Origin of the sequence: Streptococcus suis (assembly GCF_002960625.1) — a bacterium.
Taxonomy (GTDB): Bacteria; Bacillota; Bacilli; order Lactobacillales; family Streptococcaceae; genus Streptococcus; species Streptococcus suis_T.
Genome location: NZ_POJH01000033.1, coordinates 26644 through 49346 on the forward strand (window position 1 = coordinate 26644; position 22703 = coordinate 49346).

The 22703-nt window shown below is 39.0% G+C and carries 24 protein-coding genes and 1 other annotated feature; of the genes, 2 read left to right on the top strand and 22 right to left on the bottom strand.

The window, feature by feature from the left end; genetic code table 11:
- Positions 1–8: 8 nt before the first annotated feature.
- The 9 genes from C1G49_RS08065 to C1G49_RS08110 all read right to left on the bottom strand — a co-directional run bounded on the left by C1G49_RS08065 (position 9) and on the right by C1G49_RS08110 (position 9515).
- Positions 9–983 (bottom strand): ABC transporter substrate-binding protein, encoded by a 975-nt coding sequence (locus tag C1G49_RS08065; protein WP_105125281.1) that lies wholly within the window; start codon positions 981–983, stop codon positions 9–11.
- A gap of 21 nt (positions 984–1004) precedes the next feature.
- A complete protein-coding gene (locus tag C1G49_RS08070) occupies positions 1005–1964 on the bottom strand; it encodes an ABC transporter substrate-binding protein (RefSeq protein WP_105125282.1) in 960 nt (319 codons plus the stop codon).
- Positions 1965–2684: 720 nt separating this feature from the next.
- A complete protein-coding gene (lacD, locus tag C1G49_RS08080; protein ID WP_105125284.1) occupies positions 2685–3686 on the bottom strand; it encodes a tagatose-bisphosphate aldolase in 1002 nt (333 codons plus the stop codon).
- 75 nt (positions 3687–3761) lie between these two features.
- On the bottom strand, positions 3762–4910 hold the full coding sequence (nagA, locus tag C1G49_RS08085) for an N-acetylglucosamine-6-phosphate deacetylase (protein WP_105125285.1): 1149 nt from the start codon (positions 4908–4910) through the stop codon (positions 3762–3764).
- A 139-nt stretch (positions 4911–5049) separates the two neighbouring features.
- On the bottom strand, positions 5050–5388 hold the full coding sequence (locus C1G49_RS08090; protein WP_105125286.1) for a YlbF/YmcA family competence regulator: 339 nt from the start codon (positions 5386–5388) through the stop codon (positions 5050–5052).
- 12 nt (positions 5389–5400) lie between these two features.
- A complete protein-coding gene (locus tag C1G49_RS08095; RefSeq protein ID WP_105125287.1) occupies positions 5401–6504 on the bottom strand; it encodes a prephenate dehydrogenase in 1104 nt (367 codons plus the stop codon).
- A 7-nt stretch (positions 6505–6511) separates the two neighbouring features.
- The gene (gene aroC / locus C1G49_RS08100) at positions 6512–7678 is read right to left on the bottom strand and encodes a chorismate synthase (protein ID WP_105125288.1); all 1167 of its coding nucleotides are present in this window, start codon (positions 7676–7678) and stop codon (positions 6512–6514) included.
- Positions 7679–7680: 2 nt separating this feature from the next.
- Positions 7681–8355 (bottom strand): type I 3-dehydroquinate dehydratase, encoded by a 675-nt coding sequence (gene aroD, locus C1G49_RS08105; protein WP_105125289.1) that lies wholly within the window; start codon positions 8353–8355, stop codon positions 7681–7683.
- On the bottom strand, positions 8352–9515 hold the full coding sequence (locus C1G49_RS08110) for a class I SAM-dependent rRNA methyltransferase (protein WP_105125290.1): 1164 nt from the start codon (positions 9513–9515) through the stop codon (positions 8352–8354). The genes aroD and C1G49_RS08110 overlap by 4 nt, the downstream gene beginning before the upstream one ends.
- A gap of 114 nt (positions 9516–9629) precedes the next feature.
- Here C1G49_RS08110 and C1G49_RS08115 point away from each other — a divergent pair, with 114 nt between their 5' ends.
- Positions 9630–11828, top strand: a complete 2199-nt coding sequence (locus C1G49_RS08115; protein WP_105125291.1) for an LTA synthase family protein — start codon at positions 9630–9632, stop codon at positions 11826–11828.
- A gap of 220 nt (positions 11829–12048) precedes the next feature.
- Here the strand turns inward: C1G49_RS08115 and rplT are convergent, their stop codons facing one another.
- The 5 genes from rplT to C1G49_RS08140 form a co-directional block, all read right to left on the bottom strand.
- Positions 12049–12408, bottom strand: coding sequence for a 50S ribosomal protein L20 (gene rplT / locus C1G49_RS08120; protein WP_012028296.1), 360 nt, complete (start codon positions 12406–12408; stop codon positions 12049–12051).
- 53 nt (positions 12409–12461) lie between these two features.
- Positions 12462–12662, bottom strand: coding sequence for a 50S ribosomal protein L35 (rpmI, locus tag C1G49_RS08125; RefSeq protein ID WP_024375714.1), 201 nt, complete (start codon positions 12660–12662; stop codon positions 12462–12464).
- A 27-nt stretch (positions 12663–12689) separates the two neighbouring features.
- Entirely contained in the window at positions 12690–13196 is a 507-nt protein-coding gene (gene infC, locus C1G49_RS08130; RefSeq protein WP_105118085.1) for a translation initiation factor IF-3, read from the bottom strand.
- Positions 13197–13236: 40 nt separating this feature from the next.
- Positions 13237–13365: a sequence feature (ribosomal protein L20 leader region), on the bottom strand.
- A gap of 26 nt (positions 13366–13391) precedes the next feature.
- A complete protein-coding gene (gene cmk / locus C1G49_RS08135; protein WP_105125292.1) occupies positions 13392–14069 on the bottom strand; it encodes a (d)CMP kinase in 678 nt (225 codons plus the stop codon).
- 8 nt (positions 14070–14077) lie between these two features.
- Entirely contained in the window at positions 14078–14581 is a 504-nt protein-coding gene (locus tag C1G49_RS08140) for an SAG1386/EF1546 family surface-associated protein (protein WP_105125293.1), read from the bottom strand.
- Positions 14582–14631: 50 nt separating this feature from the next.
- Between C1G49_RS08140 and C1G49_RS08145 the strand changes: the two genes are divergently transcribed.
- Positions 14632–14826 carry a ferredoxin gene (locus tag C1G49_RS08145; RefSeq protein ID WP_105125294.1) on the top strand — a complete coding sequence of 65 codons (195 nt, stop codon included), beginning with the start codon at positions 14632–14634 and terminating at the stop codon, positions 14824–14826.
- Here the strand turns inward: C1G49_RS08145 and C1G49_RS08150 are convergent.
- From C1G49_RS08150 to C1G49_RS08185, 8 genes are all read right to left on the bottom strand, one after another.
- Positions 14815–15303: an EbsA family protein gene (locus tag C1G49_RS08150; RefSeq protein ID WP_105125295.1), complete on the bottom strand. Its 489-nt coding sequence runs from the start codon at positions 15301–15303 to the stop codon at positions 14815–14817. The genes C1G49_RS08145 and C1G49_RS08150 overlap by 12 nt on opposite strands.
- A 157-nt stretch (positions 15304–15460) precedes the next feature.
- Positions 15461–16231 carry a glycosyltransferase gene (locus C1G49_RS08155; protein WP_105125296.1) on the bottom strand — a complete coding sequence of 257 codons (771 nt, stop codon included), beginning with the start codon at positions 16229–16231 and terminating at the stop codon, positions 15461–15463.
- Positions 16221–16577: a DUF2304 domain-containing protein gene (locus C1G49_RS08160; RefSeq protein WP_105125297.1), complete on the bottom strand. Its 357-nt coding sequence runs from the start codon at positions 16575–16577 to the stop codon at positions 16221–16223. The genes C1G49_RS08155 and C1G49_RS08160 overlap by 11 nt, the downstream gene beginning before the upstream one ends.
- Positions 16577–17293 (bottom strand): glycosyltransferase family 2 protein, encoded by a 717-nt coding sequence (locus tag C1G49_RS08165; protein WP_105125298.1) that lies wholly within the window; start codon positions 17291–17293, stop codon positions 16577–16579. The genes C1G49_RS08160 and C1G49_RS08165 overlap by 1 nt, the downstream gene beginning before the upstream one ends.
- A 103-nt stretch (positions 17294–17396) precedes the next feature.
- On the bottom strand, positions 17397–18650 hold the full coding sequence (locus tag C1G49_RS08170) for a glycosyltransferase family 4 protein (protein ID WP_105125299.1): 1254 nt from the start codon (positions 18648–18650) through the stop codon (positions 17397–17399).
- Positions 18650–20710, bottom strand: coding sequence for a rhamnan synthesis F family protein (locus tag C1G49_RS08175; RefSeq protein WP_105125300.1), 2061 nt, complete (start codon positions 20708–20710; stop codon positions 18650–18652). The genes C1G49_RS08170 and C1G49_RS08175 overlap by 1 nt, the downstream gene beginning before the upstream one ends.
- 9 nt (positions 20711–20719) lie before the next feature.
- The gene (locus C1G49_RS08180) at positions 20720–21700 is read right to left on the bottom strand and encodes a glycosyltransferase family 2 protein (protein ID WP_105125301.1); all 981 of its coding nucleotides are present in this window, start codon (positions 21698–21700) and stop codon (positions 20720–20722) included.
- A gap of 2 nt (positions 21701–21702) precedes the next feature.
- Positions 21703–22692, bottom strand: a complete 990-nt coding sequence (locus tag C1G49_RS08185; RefSeq protein ID WP_105125302.1) for a glycosyltransferase family 8 protein — start codon at positions 22690–22692, stop codon at positions 21703–21705.
- Positions 22693–22703 lie beyond the last annotated feature (11 nt).

The following is a 22703-nucleotide window of genomic DNA, read 5'->3' on the forward strand; positions in this document are numbered from 1 at the left end:
TACCGCTTTTATTCTGTTACAGATAGTTTAGCCGTATCAATACTCAATTTCTTAGCCATTTCTTCGTTGACATGAAGGCTAACTGTTTCAGGATATTCTACAGCTGTTTCAGATACCTTAGCACCTTCAATAATCTTAATGGCCATTTTGGCAGTTTGACGACCAAGTGCCTCATAGTTTGTGCCATAGGTCAACAGACCACCTTCATCCACCATATCTGTAGAACCACCGATGACAGGAACCTTATGCTCCACAGACAATTCACCAATCATGGTCATGGTTGAAGCAACTGTATTGTCAGTTGGAACAAAGACAGCATCCACATCCTTCATCAAGCTGGTTGTCGCATCTTGGACCTCATTTGAAGAAGTAATTCCATTGACAACAACCGTATATCCTGCTTTTTCAAGCAATTCTTTGGCTTGCTCAACCTGAACTTCGGAGTTCCGTTCGCTAGTAGTGTACAAAATACCAACTGTCTTGGCATCTGGAACAGCTTGACCTAGCAATTCAACTTGTTTATCAATTGGAGCTTGGTCAGATGTGCCTGTCAATAAACCACCTGGTTTCTCAATAGTTTCAACCAAGTCGGCTGACAAGGGATCTGTAACGGCTGTAAAGAGAATTGGTGTTTCCGTTGATACAGTCGCTAAACTTTGAGCTGATGGCGTTGCGATGGCTAGGACTAAATCATTTTCCCCAACCAATTGTTCTGAAATCGTTTGAAGGTTGGCTTGGTCACCTTGGGCATTTTGATAATCCAAGACCAATTTTTCACCTTCTTTGTAGCCATTTGCTTCCAGTTCAGCCACAAAACCTTCACGCGCTGCTGTCAATGACTCATGCTCCATATACTGAAGGACACCAACTTTAACCGCTTCAGATGAAGCTTGTTTAGATGTTGATGCGCAGGCTGCAAGTGTCAAAGCCGCTACACTTGCCAATGAAATAGTTGCCACTTTTTTTACTAGCTTATTATACATATAATCCAATCTCCTAACTGTTTATTCTTCTAGTGCTTTAATGGTTGCTGGATCAATTCCCACTACTTTTGCCATTTCTTCATTGACCGTAATAGCTGCTGTATTTGGTTTTTCAACAGCCAAGTCTGCTGGCTTCTCACCATCCAAAATTTTAGCAGCTAATTCTCCGGCCTGAACACCGATTGCGTGGTAATCTACACCGTAGGTAAAGAGTGCTGCATCGATAACCGCTGCGTCAGATCCCATAGCTGGAACTTTTGCCTCTTTCAAAACATCGCCAATGGTTGAAGCTGTTGATGCTACTGTATTATCAGTTGGAAGGTAAATTGCATCCACTTTGCCAGCCAATGAAGTGACAGCTTGCTGAACATCATTTGTTGAAGTAACAGTAGTCACTTCTACCTTAATACCTTTTGCTTCAAGAGCTTTTTTAGCCTGATTAGCTTGAACTTCCGAGTTTACCTCGCTTGAATTGTAGAAAATACCAACTGTTTTTGCAGAGGGAACTACTTTGACTAACATATCAATTTGCCCCTCTACATCTGTCGCATCAATTGAGCCTGTCATGCTTCCTCCTGGGGCTTCCAAGGATTCCACCAAGCCTGCTTCAACTGGATCCGTTACAGCTGTAAATACGCCAGGGGTTTCAGCATCTGCGTTTAACATGGCCTGGGCAGCTGGTGTTGCAATGGCAAAGTTAAGGTCATTGTTACCAGCTAACTTTTGCACCATTGTCTGCAAATTGGCTTGATCACCTTGTGAATTTTGCAAATCAATTGTTAAGTTTTCACCTTCTTTGTAGCCTGCTTCTGCCATGGCTTCCACAAAACCTTCACGGGCTGCAGATAATGCCTCGTGCTCGGCATACTGAATGATACCAACATTTACTGAACTATTGTCTGAGGAACTTGAGCTACAAGCGGCCAAGGTAATTGCTGATAAGAGTGTTACTGAACTAAGAATAATTTTTTTAAATCCCATGATTTATCTCCTTTTTATATATAAAAAATGAACAAGAAAGGACCGCTTAGACTACACTCTAAACGGTCCTATATTTCAACTGTATATGAAAACAGAAGGAATTACTGTGCCATTTAGATGTATCATCTATGGGGCACACGTCAAAACAGCTACAGCCACATAGATACAAACTTTACGTTCCCGTGTTTGCATCCATGTTTACCATGTCTACAAACACTATCTAAAATAGCCGTAGAAATAAGTATGATTAGCTGAATGATTTTGACACATTAGTAACATTTCTGTTTTCCTTTCTAATTGATTTTTAATTCTTACTTATCTTAATGCATTTTCAAGCATTTGTCAACAAAAATTGCTTAAATTTTCAGATTTTTTAACTTTTTTCCGAAAATCTTTTAATAATTTCATGGAAAAAGAGGCTGGGCAAAAAAAAACAACCTCGCTTCTCAGGGTTCGTGTCAACATCTCAACGCAGTGGTTGATTGGCAGATTTGTTCGTGTTTTACACTCCAAATCTGACCTAATCAACTGTGCGGGGGCGGGAAGACGAACTCTTTTTTTTGATGCGACGTCTAGCGTCAAAAGAGTTGTCGACTTAACAAGACACCTCTACTTTATCATAAAGAAAAAGTAGTGAGTACTCTCTCCCGTCGGAGATTTCCTCACTACTAATCTTAGTATGTTTTTGACCAGTCGAGTTCTTTCCCGCTCCCAAAGTTTTTATTTGACTTCTACTTTTTCTGTCCAAGGATGAGCAGTAGTTGCCAGAACTTCATTAAGCTCTTCGACATTGCGACGACCTTGATCAGCCAACCAAGCTTTAGCTGCTTCTTCCCCTTCGCTTGCAAATATAGCTACTGCATCCTTCCAAGTTGCACGTCCACAAAGAACACCGTTAAAGCTTGAACCAGCTTCTTTGGCAAAGACTAGTGTTTCCTGGAAGAGTTTCGCAGATACTCCTGCACTCAAATAGATGAATGGCAAGTGGGTGCTGTCTGTTTGCTCCTTGAAGAAGGCTTTGGCTTCCTCAACTGTATATACTGGCTCTTCATCTGTGTAGCCTTCTACAAAGTTCATATTGACAGGCACTTCAACCTTGAGGACATCTGCATTGTAGCGTGGTTTGCTGAATTCGCGCATAGCACCATTGACCTTGTGTGGTTTGAGGGCTGCATACTCACGAGAGGTTACATCCATGTCGCTAGCATCGTAGGTCAAGATTTCCACGAAGTAAGGAATATCTTCTGCCACACACTCGCTACCAATGCGTTCTACCCAAGCATGCTTGATGTCGTTGATTTCTGCCTTGTCATCTACATCATAGTAGAGCAAGATTTTTACGGCATCTGCTCCCAATTCTTTGATGCGTTTTGCGGACCAGTTTGGCAAAAGGTCTGGCAGACGACCTGGTGTGGAAGCATCGTAACCAGTTTTTTCATAAGCAGCGATAAAGCCACAGTCCGCATGGCGCAATTCAGAAGCTGGAACACCGTATTCCGCATCCAAAAGGATGGAGCTTGCATAAGGCGTCAAATCGCTTGAGATGACTTTTTTGAAGTCAATCAAAATATCATCTCCAAATTCGCCACCACCTGCTGCCGCAGCCAAAAGGCGTTTCAATGCACCACGTTGGTCAATAGCTAGGGCTGCAATGACTTTGTCGCTGTTTGACAAGCGCGTCATATGGTCAAATTTAGCCTGAGAAAGTTGTAATTTTGTCATTAGATTCCTCCTGGAAAATAGTATTACCAATTAAGTTGCTGTTGATATACAACTAGCAGTTTTAGAAGCCTTTAACTAATTCTCAAATCGTTTCACACCGTCTAAGTAGGTTGCTTGCAATCGTCCTGCATCATCTACGACGATGAAGTCTGCTGCCCGTCCTTCTGCAATCTGACCACAAACATGATCAATGTTGACCGAGCGAGCTGGTGCTAGAGAAGCCATTCGAAGGGCATCCGGCAGGGAAACCAATCCCCATTCAACCACATGCTGAACAGCCTGGATCAACTCTAGAATGGAGCCTGCCAAACTACCATTGTGTTTGAGGCGAGCTGTGCCGTCTTTTACAACGACTTCAAATTCACCCAGTCGAGAATTTCCTTCACCCATTCCTCCTGCTCGCATACAGTCTGTAATCAATACAGTTTCTTCTGCGCCACGCGCTTTAATGACAACTTCTGCTGCCGCTGGATGAACATGGTGACCATCACAAATCATTTCTGCATAAACATTTTTTAAGTTCAGGGCTGCGCCAACCATTCCTGGCTCACGATGATGTAGCCCACTCATACCATTGTAGACATGGACGAAGATATTGGCTCCTGCATTTACAGCCGCTTCTGCTTGCGCATAGGTCGCATCACTATGAGCGAGAGCTGTGTGAATGGCCTTGCTGTTGGCAAATTCGATAAATTCTGTCACGCCTTCTCTTTCTGGCGCAATGGCAATTTTATTGACCAGGCCCTTGGAGAGCTGGTGCCATTTGTCCAATTTCTCAATAGATGGATCGCTCATATACTTGGGATTTTGAGCTCCCTTGTATTTTTCTGTAAAGAAGGGACCTTCTAAGAAAATTCCCTGAATCTTGGCACCTCTTTCTTGACCTGCATAGGTTCCGATGGTTTCACAGACTGCATCCAAATTTTCTGTGGAATCTGTCAAAGTTGTTGGAAGCCAAGAGGTCACCCCACAAGCCAAGAGGCCTTCTGAAATCACCTTGATCCCTTCGAAATCATTGTCCATGACATCGTGAGATGCATAGCCATGAATGTGGGTATCCACCAAACCTGCTGCCAGATGATAGTCGGAATAATCAATAATATCCCCTTCTGGTTTTTCGGTCAGAATCTTACCAAAAGTACCTGCGTCAGTTACTTCGAGATAGGCATTCTCTACCTCAGTATCCTTCAAAATAATAGACTTAGCATATATATACTTAGACACGTCCTATCTCCTTAATTCAATATAATATTTCTATGTACTGGTTATAACCATATACTAATTGTAGTATATACCAATTTTTCCATAATGTCAAGTAAGGCCGATAACTTTACACAAGAAAAAACAGCCTTGCAGCTGTTTCTTATAATAATTCATTCAAAGGTTTAAAAATAATACGTTCTAAATCAGCCACGTAAGTTGCTAATTGCTGTTGTTTTGTAAAGTATTCAACCAAAATTGGATTGGCTTGAACCTTCTTATTGAAATCCAACATCGTTTTTTGATCTTCCTCAGTTGGAATATCACCCGCTTGTAATTTTTCCTGAATACCTTTTTGGAAGGCGATATAGCTCTCCAAAATTTCTTTGGCTTCTGGATTGCCCGCAACTGAGACCTTAACAACTTCTACCGCCTTATACTCAGGCAAGTTGCGAATAGCACGTTCCAATTCATTTGCGATATCATAGATATTTGTTGACATAAACTTTCTCCTTTAATCCTGGTGTACCTGGTAGGTAGTTTGCTCCCTCAAACGTTGAGCTGCTTCTTCCAAGTTCACCTTATTTTTAAACGTAATTTGTAATATACCGTGTATATCTTCACGGTTTTCTTCGTTAATACGAATATTGACAATGGAAATTCCACGCAGGACTTCCAAGACCTTCAAAATCGTATCTTCCTCATCGGGAACGCTAAGGAATAAATCATAGAAGGAATCCACACCGGCTCTCTTATGAATTTCCATAGCCTTGCGGGTCTGACGACCACGTTCAAAGAATTCCCAAATAGCTTCCCTATCTCCAGATTTCAAGACGGTTGAAACTTGGTTCAGGCGGTCTTGAAATTCTGCAATCCTATCCAAAATCGCTTCTGGATTAGTCATGAGAATACTGGTCCACATACCTGGTTCACTTTCGGCAATCCGGGTCATATCCCGAAAACCACCTGCCGCAAAATTATTGGTAAAGGGATGATTTTGGGCGTAATCTCCAGCCTGATTCATCAAACTAGAAGCCAAGACATGTGGAAAATGGGAAATCTGACTGGTGACCCTATCATGCTCTGCTGCATCAAGCTGGACAAAGCGGGCACCTGTCCCAGACAGTAAATCAGTCAATCGAGGAACTGCATCTGCCTTGGTAGCCTGACAAGGCGTCATGATATAGTAGGCATTTTCAAACAAGTGGATGTCTGCCGCCGCTGCACCTGACTTATGACTACCCGCCATCGGATGCCCGCCGATAAAGTTGATGTTCCTAGGTAAAAGGAACTTCTCCGCTGCAGTCACAATAGCTGACTTGGTTGAACCAGCATCTGTAATCAGAACCCCTTCTTTCAGGTTCGTATGACTTAACTTTTCTATCAATTCAAGCGACACTTGAATAGGCACGCTCAGAAGAATCACATCAGCTTGTCCAGCCAATTCTACCAAATCATCTGATAGGTAGTCCACCATCTTTTGCTCAAGCGCAACCTGTGCAGAAGCTGGATTGGGTTCAAAACCTAGAATTTGATAATCTGGGTGTTGTTTGCGGATACAGAGGGCTAGAGAACTTCCAATCAGGCCCAGACCGACAATCAAAATCGTTTTTTTCATTGATGACCTAGAAATTTCTAACGTAGTCACGGTGACTAGCCACAGCAACTTTCAACTCTTCCATATTATCTGAAGAGAATTTTTCCAAGATTTCTGTTGCAATGGTCGTAGCAACTACAGATTCCATAACCACACCAGCTGCTGGAAGAGCCGTTGGGTCAGAACGCTCCACAGTCGCCTTATAAGGCTCATGCGTGTCAATATCAACGGACATCAAAGGCTTATAGAGGGTTGGAATTGGTTTCATAACACCACGGATCACCAAGGGCTCACCATTTGTCATGCCACCTTCAAAACCGCCGAGATTGTTGGTTCTGCGTGTGTAGCCCTCTTGTTTAGACCACATAATTTCATCCATGACCTGACTACCTTTTAGGTAGCCTGCTTGGAAACCAACCCCGAACTCTGCTCCTTTAAAAGCATTGATAGAAACAACTGCCTGAGCCAGTTTAGCATCCAATTTCTTATCCCATTGAACATAGGAACCCAGACCAACAGGTACACCGCCAACAATGGTTTCGACAACACCACCAATGGTATCCCCATCACGCTTGATTTGGTCAATATAAGCCTTGATTTCCTCTTCACGCTCTTGGTTAACGATGGAAACTTCCGACTTGGCTGCACGTTCTTTAATTTCTGCAACAGTTAAGCCATCTGGAACATCAATTTCCTTACCACCGAAAACGACAACGTGGTTAGCAATTTCAATATCCAGCTCCGCCAAAATTCGTTTGGCGACGGCGCCGACTGCCACACGCATGGTTGTTTCACGCGCACTAGAACGCTCCAAGGAATTTCGCAAATCATCAAAACGGTATTTCATACCACCGACCAAATCAGCATGACCTGGACGCGGATGTCTGATACGACGCTTGCTCTTGAGCTTGTCCTCAATATCTTCTACAGCCATAATATCCAACCACTTTTGGTGGTCTTTATTAGTGACATTAAGGGTAATTGGGGCCCCCGTTGTTTTACCATGACGAACACCGGCTGTAATCTCTACACGGTCTGTTTCAATCTGCATACGGCTGCCGCGACCGTAACCACCTTGGCGACGTTTCAAGTCCGTATTGATATCTTCTGCAGTCAAAGGAAGACCAGCTGGAACTCCCTCAATGATGGCTGTTAAGCGTGGTCCATGAGACTCACCAGCTGTTAAATAACGCATATTTAATTCTCCAAAATTTCCAAAAACTTACGTGTATTAGCCAAGGACATCTGTCCAGGAGCCGATACTTCATCCAAACTTGCAAAGGTCCAACAAGAACCAGTAATCACCCCTGCAATACGAGTAAGCCTTCCAAGCTCTCCCATTGCAATCGTCGCAAAGGTCTGTTCAGCATTCAAGGTCTTAAAGCCACGAGTGTAGTTCATCACATCCAAGACATCCTGCTCACTCTTGGCCAAGACTGCCATTTTAACAACTGCGGGCGAAAGACTGGTTAATTCAGACATGATTTCCAGATAATTAGCAGGTGTTTCTTCAAAATTATGATAACTCAAGACAAGATTTGGAAATTCCAACATCTGATCAAAGACCGATTGATAAGAATAATACTCAAAATCAATATAGTCTGGCTGATAGAGGGCTGCCACTTCCTTAATCAAATCAACATACTCTTGATCTTCCAAATCCAAATAACCACCTTCTCGTGTTGTTCGGATGGTAAAAATAACTTCCTTGCCATTACATTTTTCAAAAATGGCAGGGGCTACTCTTAAAATGTCCTCTTTGGGAAGATAGTCCGCTCTCCATTCAATGAGGTCGGCTTCCGCCAAACGTCCTACATCAATGGCCTCTACTTCTTCCAAATTTCTAGGCATAATAGGAACTACTATTTTCATTTTTCTACCCTTATCGTAAAGACCTTGAGGTAATTACTACTTTCATCATTTTTATTGATTGTAAAATCAGCTGGTAAGCGATAGGTCGTAGTATAGCGATGCTTTTGCGAACCAAAACCTTTCTCAATCTGTTGACGGAATTTCTCAACCGACACATTGGCCGCATTGGTTGAGGCAATGATCATCCCCTTTGGATTTAGGATCTCTAGTGACTGGGAAATCAATTTATGATAGTCCTTGGCTACCGAAAATGTCTGTTTTTTATTTCGGGCAAAGCTTGGTGGATCCAGGACAATGACATCATAGCTTAATCCCTTGCGCTTGGCATATTTGAAATATTCAAAGACGTCCATGACTACAAAGTGATGATTGTCTAATTCTACACCATTAGCCTTAAAATGAGCTGTAGAGAGTTCTCGTGACCGTTTAGCTAAATCAACCGAAGTGGTTTCTATTGCTCCTCCCATAGCTGCAGCAACGGAGAAGGCTGCCGTATAAGAAAACATATTGAGCAGGGTTTTACCTGTCGCCAGACCATCCACCAGTGAACCGCGTACCTCATGTTGATCGAGGAAAATACCTGTCATCAAGCCGTCATTCATGAAAACTTGATAAGCAACACCATTCTCTAAGACGGTGAAATTTTCTGGTGCCTCTTGTCCGTAAAGAAAGGCTGACTCATAATCCACCCCTTTAAAGCGGATTTTCTCATAAGCCCCCTTCACCTCTGGAAACACCTCTTGAAAGGCAGAAACGATCTTTTCTTTGATAGAATAAACAAAGGTATTATACCACGAAAAGACGGCAAATTCATCATATAAATCAACCGTCAAACCACCAAAATCATCCCCATCTTGATTGAATAAGCGAAAGGCATTGGTCAAGTCTGACTGATAAAAATGATTCCGCTTTTGCCGTGCTTTATTAAACAGGTTCACAAAGTAGCTTTCTGTCAATTCTTCTTTGGAGTGACTGTATAACCAGCCAATCCCCTTGTTCTGAGGAGAAAGATAAGCCTTTCCTAAATAGTTGCCTGCTTCAGAAATTAAATCGACTATCCTATCTTCTGTCACAGAAAGTCCTGAAAAATCAGCACTATCTAGGAGTTGAATGCCCTTTTTGATCTTCTGCTCTGCAATTCGATTTACCTTTATTTTCATATATTTATTATAACACGATTCTGCATATATGCCAAAAAAACTCCAAACTTTGAGGCTTATTTTAAAATTATGGTATAATGAACTGAGATTTAGAAAGGACCATGAGGTATATTTGTGAAAAAAATAATTGATCATGTCAAAGAGTATTCCAAAACTCGTTTTGGCTTCGTCCTCATCCTTCTAGTGATGTATTGGCTCAAAACTCTCTGGGCCTACTATGTTGATTTTAGCTTAGATTTACAGGGGTTGTTTCAGCATTTCATTGCCATTATCAACCCCTTGCCAATCGGCTTACTCTTAATAGGGCTAGCACTCTATGCCAAACAGACAAAGCTGTTTTATGGACTAGCCAGTGGAATGTATTTCCTTCTCTTTGCCTGGCTATTTTCCAACGCTGTTTACTACCGAGAATTTTCAGACTATATTTCCATCTCAACCATGATGGCAACTTCTAGTGTTTCCGCAGGTCTTGGTGAAGCAGCTATTAAACTCTTCAGACCGTGGGATCTGGTCTATTTTTTAGACTTTATCACTTTTGCTGTCCTCCTCTATCGGAAAAATGTCAGTTGGGATAAACAGCCTTTCTATCCAAAGGCTAGCTTTGCTATTACAGCATTCTCTGCCCTGCTTTTCTCCATCAATCTATTTTTGGCCGAAGTTGATCGACCTGAATTGTTGACACGGGGGTTTTCAAACACCTATATCGTCAGAGCACTGGGCCTGCCAGCCTTTCTAGGCTACAATGCCAACCAAACCTACACAGCCCATAAGGATCGCTCGGGAGCCAATCCAAGTGACCTTGAACCTATTAAACAGTATGTTGAAGAACACTACGCACAGCCCAATGATAGCTATTTCGGTATCGCCAAGGGGCGCAACGTCATCTATCTCCATCTTGAAAGCCTGCAACAATTTGTCATTGATTACAAGCTAAAGGTTAATGGAGCAGAATACGAGGTAACTCCTTTCCTCAATTCCCTCTATCATTCCAACTCTACTTTAGCTTTTTCCAATTTCTTCAATCAAGTAAAGGCAGGTAAAACATCCGATGCTGAAACCATGATTGAAACTTCCTTATTTGGATTAAACCAAGGTTCCTTTATGGTCCAGTATGGTGGAAGCAATACCCAGCAGGCTGCTCCTTATATCCTATCCCAAAACGGTGGCTATACATCTGCTGTCTTCCACGGAAATTCAGCTAGTTTTTGGAATAGAAATAACACCTACAAACAGTGGGGTTATAACTATTTCTTTGACCAATCCTACTTCTCTGAAGCCACTGCAGAAAACTCATTCCAATATGGTTTAAATGATAAAATCATGTTTGCAGATTCTATCAAATATTTGGAACGGATACAGCAACCATTTTATGCTAAATTCATTACCGTATCCAACCACTATCCTTATACCACCAGCTTGATTGGCGATGAGAAAGGATTTCCCCTGGCTGATACGGATGATGAAACTATTAACGGCTATTTTGCAACTGCCAACTACTTGGATACTTCCATCAAGTCCTTCTTTGACTATTTGAAGGCAACTGGTCTCTACGAACATTCCGTTATTGTCCTCTACGGCGACCACTATGGCATATCGAATTCGCGAAATCCAGATTTGGCTCCACTCTTGAATAAGGACCCGCAAACTTGGACAGAATTTGACAATGCCATGCTCCAACGAGTTCCCTATATGATTGTCGTCCCAGGTATGACCAATGGTGGAATCTTCCATACATTTGGAGGTGAGATTGACGCCCTACCAACACTGGAACACCTACTTGGTATAAAGGCAAATCAATTCTTACAGGTTGGGCAGGATCTATTGTCCCCTCAAAACAAACAAATCGTGGCTCTCCGTACAGAAGGAAGCTTCATTACACCCAAATATACCAGCTACGCAGGAAAGATTTACTATACCGAAACGGGTATTGAAATTACCAATCCAGATGAAACAACCCAGAAAGAAATTGATGCCATTAAGGAAGCAGCCTCTGCCCAACTTGCTGCTAGTGATGCCATTCAAACTGGGGACCTCATTCGTTTCTTTGATAACGGCCTGCCTGCTTTAGATGCTAGCCAATTCAACTACATTGATTCATTGGCTGCTGAGATTGCACTAGAAAATGAGCTAGGGGCTAAATCAACCAGTTTATATAGTAAAAATGGTAATAAATCAACTGTCGATTTATTTAATGCACCAAGTTACCTAGAATTAAACGGCAGTTCCACAAGCAGTACAGCCAGTTCAAGTGCGGAAAGCAGTGCTACAACCTCTACATCAACCAGTACAGTATCTAGTTCTTCTAACGAATAGAGGTTCAATTAGAAACAAAAGCCATGGTGATACCCCTGAAATAAGGTTGTCACCATGGCTTTTAAAAATTCTACTATTCAATTTATCTCCAAATGTCAAAATATTCCTAATATACCTACCTTTACCATTTGATTGACTTTCAGCTACATACTACTAGAATTGGCCATATACAGAAAAAATCCTGGAAAAGCTTCCAAGATTTTCTTCTGTATATGTTGTCTTACTTAGCAAGTTTTGCTTTTGCTGCGTCAGCAAGAGCTGTGAATGCTGCTGCATCGTTTACTGCTAAGTCAGCAAGCATTTTACGGTTTACTTCGATTTCAGCCAATTTCAAACCATGCATCAATTGTGAGTATGACAAACCGTTCATGCGAGCAGCCGCATTGATACGAGTGATCCACAATTTACGGAAATCACGTTTTTTCTGACGGCGGTCACGGTATGCATAGTAGTAAGAGTTCATTACTTGTTCTTTCGCTGTGCGGAACAAGAGATGTTTAGCTCCATAGTAACCTTTAGCTAATTTTAAAATACGTTTACGGCGTTTACGAGAAACAACGCCACCTTTAACACGTGCCATTTAATTTTCCTCCAAATAATTCAAAAAAGTAATTGTGCAATACTGATGCGAGATTAACGCATTTGTGTAAGCATTGACTTGATACGCTTAAAGTCACCAGCATGTACCATACCTGCTTTACGAAGGTGACGACGTTGTTTTTTAGTTTTACCGTGGAAACGGTGTGAAGTATAAGCGCGGAAGCGTTTCAATCCACCAGAACCTGTACGTTTAAAACGTTTAGCTGATGCGCGGTGAGTTTTTTGTTTTGGCATTTTAATTCTCCTTTTAGCGTAAAAAGCTTATTTTTTATCTGAAGCTGGGGCCAATTGCATAAACATTTGACGTCCGTCCATCTTAGCACGTTGTTCGATAATAGCAATATCTTGGGTTGCTTCGGCGAACTCAGCTAATACTTTCGCTCCAACTTCTTTGTGGGTAATCATACGACCCTTGAAACGGATCGAAACCTTAACCTTATTTCCTTTTTCAAGGAATTTACGGGCATGACGAAGTTTTGTGTCAAAGTCCCCTTTATCAATAACTGGGCTAAGACGCACTTCTTTTACAGTGACAACACTTTGTTTCTTGCGTTGTTCTTTCTGCTTTTTCTGATATTCAAATTTGAACTTACCGTAGTCCATAATTTTAGCTACTGGTGGTTTAGCTTGCGGTTGAATCAAGACTAAATCCACGTTTGCACTATCAGCAATGGCCTGAGCCTCATTGAGCGGTTTGATTCCCAACTGTTCACCCTCAAGACCGATAAGACGAACTTCACGCACTCGAATTTCATCATTGATGAACAAATCTTGCTTTGCTATGGCTTTTCACCTCATTTTATATTTTTCGAGAAAAACGAAACGGACTTGCTAAACAAGTCCGCACTACACCATTATTCTTTCCGAAGAAATCTTAATCCGTAGAGCCAGACAACGTTAGTCGCAAGGCGAGAAGCTCTCACTTCTGCTTTTCTCAATACGACTATTCTAACACGTCCAAAACTACTTGTCAAGAATTTCTTTCGCTTTTTCTGAAATAAATTTCACTACACCTTCGATGGATACACCTGTTGTATCAAATGTGATGGCATCGTCAGCAGCTTTCAAAGGTGAAACCTCCCGAGTACTGTCTTTCAGATCACGAGCCGCAATCTCCTCTTTCAAGATTTCCAAGTCTGTTTCGATGCCACGTTCCGTATTTTCCTTAAAACGACGAAGGGCACGCTCCTCTACTGAGGCAATCAGGAAAATCTTAAGTTCAGCTTGAGGCAAGACGACTGTACCAATGTCACGGCCGTCCATAACAATGCCACCCGCTTGGGCAATCTCCTGTTGCAAGCGAACCAACTCTTCTCGTACCAAGGGAAGTGCCGCAACTGCCGACACATTGTTAGTTACTTGATTATCACGAATGGGTAAGGTAACATCCTGCTCACCAACAAATACCTGTTGTTGCCCTTGCGCATCCCTACCAAAACGAATAGGATGTTGAGCAAGCAAGGTCACAATACCATCTTGGTCAGTAACATCAATACCATTTTGCAAGGCCAAATAAGTCGCAGAACGGTACATGGCTCCTGTATCTAAGTAAGTATAGCCAAAATCTTTAGCGATAATCTTGGCAACGGTTGACTTGCCACTCGATGCAGGACCGTCAATAGCAATTTGAATGGATTTCATAATACCTCTTATCTAATGCGGACAATATCACCTGGGTGAGCCAACCAAGAACCTGTCGCCATTTTTTCAGGATTTAAACGCTCTAACTCAGCAATGGAAATACCACCACGTGCCGCCAATGCTCCAACTCCCTCCCCAGCTTGAACTGTTAGGGTAGAACCATCTGCAGCTTCTGTCAAGCTTGAACTAGTTTCCGTAGTTTCAGCTGTATCTATCACTTCCGTTTCCTCTGTTTCTGTGACTTCTGTTTCAGTCGTCGTTTCCGTAGGGACAGTTGAACTTTCTGCTACAACAGCAGCATTGCTTGGATTGTAAAACTCTTTCGTCGAATCCGTCTTACTGCCACCAACAGATAGATAGAAGGCAATTGCCCCTATAATGATGACAATGATAAAGAAAATAATAGCCAGTACGGTAAATACTTTCGTACTTGCCAATCCTTTACTCAAGCGGTCTTTACGACTTGCTGCAGCTGTTTGATACACTTCTTCATTCCATGGCTCTTGTGACATTCTCGGGACAACTCCTTGTTTTTTTCTAAAAATATGATTAAAATAATAGTATGAAAATAAAACTTATTCCTGACCGGTGCATTGCCTGTGGGCTATGCCAAACCTATTCACCTGTGTTTGATTATGATGACGACGGTATTGTGATTTTTTCAGATAGAAAGAACCTAGAAAGAGATAGCGACCTAACTCCCGATATACTCGAAGCCATCAAATCCTGCCCTACCAAAGCCATTTCACTGGATTGATTTGGCTTTTTTTGCATAATAAATTTCAAAATAATCTTGCTTGATCAGATGATCAGACAAAATTACTTCTCCAGAAAATGCAGGATGTAGGGCTAAATGATTCACAAAAAATTTTTTAGGCCATTTCCGCATATAATAGACCTTACCATCCGGTAATTCGTCAGAAAATATGCGAACAGCGATATAAGAAACTTCCACTTTTGTTATTTGAGCAATTTCAATATCTTGAATGGCAAATAGATTAGCCGTAACAATACGTAAATGGGTTTCTTTTATTTCAAAATACCTATGTAATCCTAGGATTACTAGCAGTAAAAAAAGAAATACTAGCAAAAGAAATAGACCTGATACGCGTAGTTTTTCCAACAATAGCGTCATACTCATGAAAAGTGGAATGAAGGTAAGTGACCAGTAAATAACACCCCAGGAAAGTTCTGGTTGCCAATGGTAACGAATTTTACCAAAAATTTTGATCATATCGGACCTCCATCTATTATTCTAGCACAAAACAAGAGATTTTCCTATGAAAATCTCTTGTTTTTGAAATTTTTTATTACATTTACATGACAATACTTAGTCGAGTGTAAAATAATTGAAATGGTTTTGAAATGTTTTATATAAAAAGAACCTTCTCTTAACCATTTGTATCTTGGCTTTTGATATAGTATCTTAAAAGAAACTTAGCAATAAAGGTTGGCCAGAATAACAAATACATTTCATAATCTTCTTTTGTACGAATGTTTTTCTCAATACTGTTGGTTGTTTCGGATTCTTCATGAATACGATGATACATCAGACTCTCATCAACAAAGGTAAAGCTACCATTTTTTTGTGCAATTTGATACCAAGCAAACCAATCAAGTGAAACTTTCATTTCTTCATTGAACTTGAAATCATTCAGTTTTTTCAAATTGTAGGTTACAGCTGGACAAGAAATTGGATTGCCGAATGCTAAGACTCTATTACGCCAAAATTTCCACTTTGGAAAAACAGCAATCGTCCGCAACATCAACTTTTTGATTTTCAAGTTTGTTGTAAGGGGAATTACCTCGCCATCCTTCACTTCCTGATAATCCGAATAAGAAATGAGAGTTTCATCAGTTAGAGATGACATTATTTTTTGAGCATAATCAGCTAAATAGATATCATCCTGGTGAACTATCGTTGCATATTGAGTTTGAACAAAGGACAAGGCATTATTCCAATCTTTACCAATACCACCACCAACTGACGAAAAGTACGGAAGCTCATACTTCTCACAAAGCTCTTGAATATAGTTACTTGGAGTACTCGTGTAGAGGATAATATTCGATTTTAAAGTCTGGTTTATCAAGGATTGAATACATTCCTCCAAATACCGACTATCGCCATAGGCACAGATAACAAACGTATGATTACTCTGCATCAGATTCCTCCAACTCAGCAATTCTTTTTTTAGCCATTGATACTTCCTGGATTAAATTTTTAATCTGCTGCTTTTGTTGAGAAAGGGCCATACTATGTAAAAATCCAATCACTAATAGAATAAAAATGGCCACAGATAACAAGAAGTTCGAAGTCAAACCAAATCCAAATAATCGAGCCAATTGCACCGGAATAACTTCAAATAAAGCAAATACAATCATTCCAAAACCAATCACTATCCACATAAAAGCATGCTCGAATAGTATATTGTTTTTGTTGATATTACGGAAAATAAAGTAGAGAAAACCGATTGAGGCTATCAGCATTGCAAGGGATTGAACTGTCATTACTCTCCCTCCTTCATTAATGATGCAATCAAGATTGATGAACAAACCTCTACCATATAACGAATGGATTTTAATGGTGTTATGGAAGAAACACCTCCTGCTCTTTCAAACATATTAGCCGGTGCTTCTACCACCTTAAAATTCTGCTTCATCAAATGCACACTTGATTCTGGTTCTGGATATTTCGTAGGGTATCTTCTAGCGAATTGAGCAATCACTTTTCTATTTCCTAATCGATAACCTGATGTTGTATCCCAAATTCGTTTACCTGTAGTTAGTTTTATCATATTTGAAATAACTCCTATTCCAAATCGTCTCATAAAACTGGTCTGGAATTCTGACAAAGTCTCACCAACAAAACGAGAACCAATCACCATATCAGCCTCACCAGCTAAGATGGGTTGCATTAAGCTATTTAAAGAACGAATATCGTGTTGCCCGTCGCCATCAAACTGAACAGCAACATCATAACCATTTTCCAAGGCATATTTGTATCCTGTTTGGACTGCACCACCAATTCCCAAATTTTGTACCAAGTGAATGGCATTTAACTTATTTTGGATCAAAATTTGCTTTGTGCTATCCGTTGAACCATCATTAATGACCAAGTAATCTAATTGGAAATTAACACTTTTTCTATAATCTATAATTCCCTGAACAGTTTGAAGAATGCTTTCTTCTTCGTTGTAGGCAGGGATAATCATTAGTACTTTCATTTTTTCTCTCTAAAACTAGAATTCTATATAACTTTTTAGATTCTACTTACTCATTTGAAGAAACTATAATATAAATATTTTATCATAGCTATCCTATTATTCATTAAAGTCGAAGTTTATGTCTGATTTTTGTCGCGATCTTGCTGATCAATCTTGCATAACGCTCTAATCTTGTTGGATGCATATTCAAAGTCAATAACTCTTTTATGTGACTTAAATTTGTATTTTGGTGTCCAGTATATTCTAAGTGATTGATGCCGTTCAGTATTTCTTTATAGGCAACTTCCGGTGTATATAGAGTACGTAAACGTTCCACATCAAGCCGAGCCCTATCTGAAAAATTTCTAAAGGATTCAATCACTTGCTCTAATTTAGTCACCAACTCTTCTATATCGCCCAATTTATAAATTTGACCTGCTGAGAATATTTCAAATGCCGTCAAATGCCCTAAATTATCTGATAGAATTACTGGAAGCCCTCTTAAGATTGCTTCAACATAGACTAAGCCAAAAGTTTCCATAGATGAGGGGAAAACACAGATATCTCTATCAGTTACTTCTTCCCAAGGATTATCTAAGTTACCTAAAAATTTAACATTTTTCTGTAATTTATTTTCATGGATATATTCATCACAAATAGCTTTATATTTACTATCCCATCCTCCAATAAAAACCAATTCAATATCTAATCTATTTAGTGTCTTATATGCTTTTATAAGTTCTAATTGATTTTTTCCTTCTGTTAATCGACCAACAGAAACAATTCTAACTTGATTGCCTTTTTTTAAAACTTTTGTTTCTTGCTCAGTATAAGAAATAAACGAATGGACTTTCTTATTAAATAGTGGTGTTAAAAAATTATTTAACTCTCCAGTCACACTAAATAATTCTGAAGAATACTCTTCTATGAAGTCAATTTTATCAGCATAATAAGCAAACTCATTTTTAGGAAATTCATGAATTAGCCAGAAATGGGGAACCTTTTGACATGAGGCAGCAATTGCTCCTTGAAAAACATTAACAGTATTTGAAATAACCAAGTCTATCTCATTTTGATCAATAATTTCAGCTATGTCTTGAACATTCTGGCGATAGTAGCTTGTAGCCTCTTCTCTATTAAGGATTTCTCCACCTGGTGCATCCGGCCACCACCACTTGACGGTTGGCAAATAGTAATTCTTAACCCCTATCATTTTATAAAGTTGCTCATGCTTATCTTGTGGTTCCCCTCCTATTGCATGAGTAACATTTATAACTGTGTGTCCCAGTTGAATAAGGTACTTCATTAGATAATAAATAGACTTCTCCGCACCATTATCCATACTAGTCGTAGGAGAAATAAACAAAATACGTTTCATTAGACTAACTCTTCTTTCAAAAAATCATTAATTCTATTTGCTGTAGTGCAATGATTCATTACAAACTCAAAAGCATTTTCTGCTATTTGTTCTCTCAAGTCTGGTTCAAGAATCAATCTCTCCAATTTACTTTCCCATTCGTTATCATCTGCTAGAACTCCAGTCACTCTATCTTGAATCATCTCTTCAAATGCTCCAAGATTACTTGCGACTGTCACAACTTTAACTGCTGCCGCTTCTATCCATTTAATTTCCGACTTTGCTTCATTAAAGGTTGTGGTTACAAGCGGCGCCAAGTTAATATCAACTTGTGAAATTAAAATTGGAAGCTTTCTCCAATCAACATACTCATGACTCACAATCTGTTTTTTGAATTTTTGGAATGGTTTCGGAATGTCTAAATATCCTACTATATGTAATTCCACTTGCGGGTACTTTTGAAGTAGGTGCAGCAATGCTTGACTAATTAAATCAAAATTTTCGTTGTGTGTAATTGACCCTGAGAAATATCCTATTTTAACTTTATTGTCGTTCGAATTTTTCTTAACTTGTAAACTACGCTCAACTAATTCTTTAGACATGACGTTGCGATTCAAGATAACCTTGTTTTTATATTGTTCAAGTTCGTCTTTCAATTTCGAAGTCGATGTGATAGCATAATCGCAGAGAGAAAGCATTTTTTTGTAAGCTAAGACACTTGTATCATAGCCTTTTTTCTCTCTCTTGCTCAAGCCTTGGGTAAATTCAAGTTCATCTGTAAATTTTGTATCAAAAACCAAATCATCAATATCAAAATAAACAGGTCTGTTCTTTATGTGTGCCGCTCTACATATTTCTTTCAGCATATCATTGAATGGAGCACGATAAATAATAATATGACTAGCAAACTGTGCATCCTGAAGTTGTACAAGAGAATTATTTATCACTCGAACTGTATAACCAAGTTCTCGCAATTGCTCAGCCTTATTTAACACACGATAACGTGTACATTGTGGAATAATATTTTCGACACCATCAATAATCAAAATATAAGATTGATTTTCTCTAGTTTTAAAATCTTCTAATATAGAAGACACCACTTCAATCGGATAGTCTGTTTCCTTAGCAATATACTCCATCAAATCCGGAATCTCAGATTCTCTTTCTAAACCATGCCAAAAATATTGTTCTCTGTCATAATTTCTAAAGGCCGAATACTTAACTAATGGACAACCTTGCTTTAATAATTTAAGCGGATGAATATACAATGCACTATCTTTCGTGTCTTTAATCAATGCATCATACTTAAAGCCTCGATCATAAAAATATTTTGCAAATACAGTTTCATGTTTTCCAATTGCCTTATTACGAGAATCCGTATCAGAGAGCTTTTCCCAATATTCATAGAATCCTTCATACCTAAGCAAGCTATTTTCAATAACAACAAAATATGATTGTAAGTGCTTAGGAATTTTACCATAAGGGTTATAGCCAGTAAAGTCTAGCTGCTCCTCACCCATAGAAATTCCCCAAAAGTCTAGCTGATCGGAATTAAACTCAGAGAAAACCTCTTCCAAATCTCTAAAAGGACCAATATTCGTATCATTAACCAAGATGAGCTGATTATACTGTTGTAACGCCTCTTTTCCAGTATGTATTATCCCATATCGGAAAGCCGCAACGTCATACCCCTCATTTTCTCTTTCCAAAACCTTACCATATTGTGCTAAACGATTTATATCAGCCTGTGGAAGTTTACCATTTACAACAATTAAAACATCTCGAGAAATTTTAGCCAATGCCTCTAAAAAAATTACTTTATAGTCCTGTAAAGACGATTGATGTTCATAAATTGTGTAAATCAAGTAACGATTTTTGATATCTGAATAATTATTTCTACGTTGTTTATCACGTTGCAAAGCTAGTAGAGTTCGCTTTATATATTTTGGAATTCTCCAGAAAAACTTTGCAATATTTTTTGTAAGCTCTAATATATAAAACAATAGCTTGTATTTACCTGATAAGATAAATAATCGCGTTGTGAAATTTCTAATCCACCTTTTCACAGTGTTACCAATCACTTTCTATTATTATCTACTTTTATAAATTTTCAAAAGTTTGTTTTGAATAAATGTTGATACATATATCCCCAGAACTCTGGTCATTAAACCTGAGATTCTAAACGAAACAAGTTCTACCTTCTGTGAATATTTTAGCAAATATCTAAATTTTTTCACAAACATTTTTATATCAGAATTATTCAGATATGGAAATACAAATGGCAAGATGGAAATATAAGAATTTGATAAATAAATCAAAAGTGCTTCTTGTTTCTCATTCGATAGTTGTTTAAAATTCTTTAAATTTTTTTCAATTCCTCTAAAGGCATGTTCTATATGCCGAAGCGTGATAGTGTTTGTAATACTTCCGGTTCGATTCTGTCGATACATGCATTGTGTATTGTCCATTACTATAAAATTATTCAGTTCCTTAAGTAAATTTGCACACCAAATGCCATCTTCATATAGATACCCACTCAAGAAATTAAGATTTGAAGAAAATTTATCTCTTCTAACACATTTATTCCAAGCAGGAGTGATTAGTGCACCTGTTTCGACAAGTAATCTTGTATCTGTAATAACCTGATGAAGCGGTAATTTTTTAGAAAAAGTTCGAACTACTACATCATCCTTGCCGTAAAAGTAGGAAAACGGATAGATAACTGTATCAATAACTTCATCATGTGAAATTATTTCTCTATTAACTTCATCTAAAAAGCATATATCGGTCCAAAAGTCATCTCCATCCAGAAATAAAATATAGTCACCACTAGCATTCTTTATCCCTGTATTTCTGGCTGCAGATAATCCCCCATTAGATTGATGGAATACCCTTATCCTATCATCTCTACCTGCTAATTTATCACATAGACTGGAGGTTTTTCCATCTGTAGAACCATCATCAATCAACAAAATTTCAAATTCTTCGTGTGTCTGATTCAATACACTATAAACGCATTCTTCCAGATAATCAGCGACGTTATACGCTGGGATAATAACCGAAAACTTCACTCCTACACTCCTTTTTGCAATCTAGTCTTTCTATATTTCATAAATATAGGAATTAAGACTGTAATAATTTGATAGCGTAACATAGGAAAAGGCTTCATAACAATATTGAAAAGATTAAAGCAGAAAAAGTAAAGCTGCCAACCACTCTCAAACTGAGTACCTCTCCATGGCGTCTGATTTAATGCAGAAACATAGTTCTCTCTAAATCGATGTTTATTCCCGATTCTCCATGGGCGTTCTTCGCCTAAAAAATGAACAATACGTGGTTGCTTACGGATTTTTACAAATTCTTCTTTTGAAATAAAAGTTGAAGGCCTACTTAATTTTGCCAACGTACGATATGAATAAACATCAAAAATATTAAAATAATTATAAGTGATTGAGAGTGTTTTTATCTCTTCTTTCAATGCTCCATTCAGTGCATCTTGATCTGGCGCAAAAAGTCGTCCATCATTTACACGATAATAATGAAATATTTTTTTACCAATTTCTCTCATTCGCCACTGTTGCAAGTCAATTAGCAATACACCTGAATTATGATACATATTCATACCTAAATCCAGTTTTTCCCTTCTCTCAGTTGATGCTGTCGGTTCTGGACACATTCCGAGGACTTTCCCCTCCAAATTTGTTTCCCATAGCTCCCGAATATTTTCTAAAACTAAAGTATCTCCATCTAGATAGATGATCCTATCAACTTCTTTGGGCAGTAATTTATCTACAAGTAATCTTGCAAGTACAACCGGAGCCCAACCATTTGTGTCAACTTCAAAATCAAAATATGATTCTAAGTTTTCCAATTCAACGATTGTCAATTTATTTCCTCCATCGGTAACAAATTGATGAAGGTTTTCTTTATTCTGTTGACTTATACCATCTGAGAAAAGATAAAAATGGCACATATCGCCGTCGTTTAATGTTCGCATGATTGAGCCTATACAAGCTGCTACTTGCGGGACAAAAGCATCATTCAATGTAAATAGTATATTCACGTTTCCCTCTT

Excerpts from the sequence above, each read along its gene's own strand:
- C1G49_RS08065 (WP_105125281.1), bottom strand. The coding sequence starts at position 983 with ATGTATAATAAGCTAGTAAAAAAAGTGGCAACTATTTCATTGGCAAGT.
- C1G49_RS08070 (WP_105125282.1), bottom strand. The coding sequence starts at position 1,964 with ATGGGATTTAAAAAAATTATTCTTAGTTCAGTAACACTCTTATCAGCA.
- lacD (WP_105125284.1), bottom strand. The coding sequence starts at position 3,686 with ATGACAAAATTACAACTTTCTCAGGCTAAATTTGACCATATGACGCGC.
- C1G49_RS08090 (WP_105125286.1), bottom strand. The coding sequence starts at position 5,388 with ATGTCAACAAATATCTATGATATCGCAAATGAATTGGAACGTGCTATT.
- C1G49_RS08095 (WP_105125287.1), bottom strand. The coding sequence starts at position 6,504 with ATGAAAAAAACGATTTTGATTGTCGGTCTGGGCCTGATTGGAAGTTCT.
- aroC (WP_105125288.1), bottom strand. The coding sequence starts at position 7,678 with ATGCGTTATTTAACAGCTGGTGAGTCTCATGGACCACGCTTAACAGCC.
- aroD (WP_105125289.1), bottom strand. The coding sequence starts at position 8,355 with ATGAAAATAGTAGTTCCTATTATGCCTAGAAATTTGGAAGAAGTAGAG.
- C1G49_RS08110 (WP_105125290.1), bottom strand. The coding sequence starts at position 9,515 with ATGAAAATAAAGGTAAATCGAATTGCAGAGCAGAAGATCAAAAAGGGC.
- rplT (WP_012028296.1), bottom strand. The coding sequence starts at position 12,408 with ATGGCACGTGTTAAAGGTGGCGTTGTTTCTCGTAAACGCCGTAAACGT.
- rpmI (WP_024375714.1), bottom strand. The coding sequence starts at position 12,662 with ATGCCAAAACAAAAAACTCACCGCGCATCAGCTAAACGTTTTAAACGT.
- cmk (WP_105125292.1), bottom strand. The coding sequence starts at position 14,069 with ATGAAATCCATTCAAATTGCTATTGACGGTCCTGCATCGAGTGGCAAG.
- C1G49_RS08140 (WP_105125293.1), bottom strand. The coding sequence starts at position 14,581 with ATGTCACAAGAGCCATGGAATGAAGAAGTGTATCAAACAGCTGCAGCA.
- C1G49_RS08145 (WP_105125294.1), top strand. The coding sequence starts at position 14,632 with ATGAAAATAAAACTTATTCCTGACCGGTGCATTGCCTGTGGGCTATGC.
- C1G49_RS08150 (WP_105125295.1), bottom strand. The coding sequence starts at position 15,303 with ATGATCAAAATTTTTGGTAAAATTCGTTACCATTGGCAACCAGAACTT.
- C1G49_RS08155 (WP_105125296.1), bottom strand. The coding sequence starts at position 16,231 with ATGCAGAGTAATCATACGTTTGTTATCTGTGCCTATGGCGATAGTCGG.
- C1G49_RS08160 (WP_105125297.1), bottom strand. The coding sequence starts at position 16,577 with ATGACAGTTCAATCCCTTGCAATGCTGATAGCCTCAATCGGTTTTCTC.
- C1G49_RS08165 (WP_105125298.1), bottom strand. The coding sequence starts at position 17,293 with ATGAAAGTACTAATGATTATCCCTGCCTACAACGAAGAAGAAAGCATT.
- C1G49_RS08170 (WP_105125299.1), bottom strand. The coding sequence starts at position 18,650 with ATGAAACGTATTTTGTTTATTTCTCCTACGACTAGTATGGATAATGGT.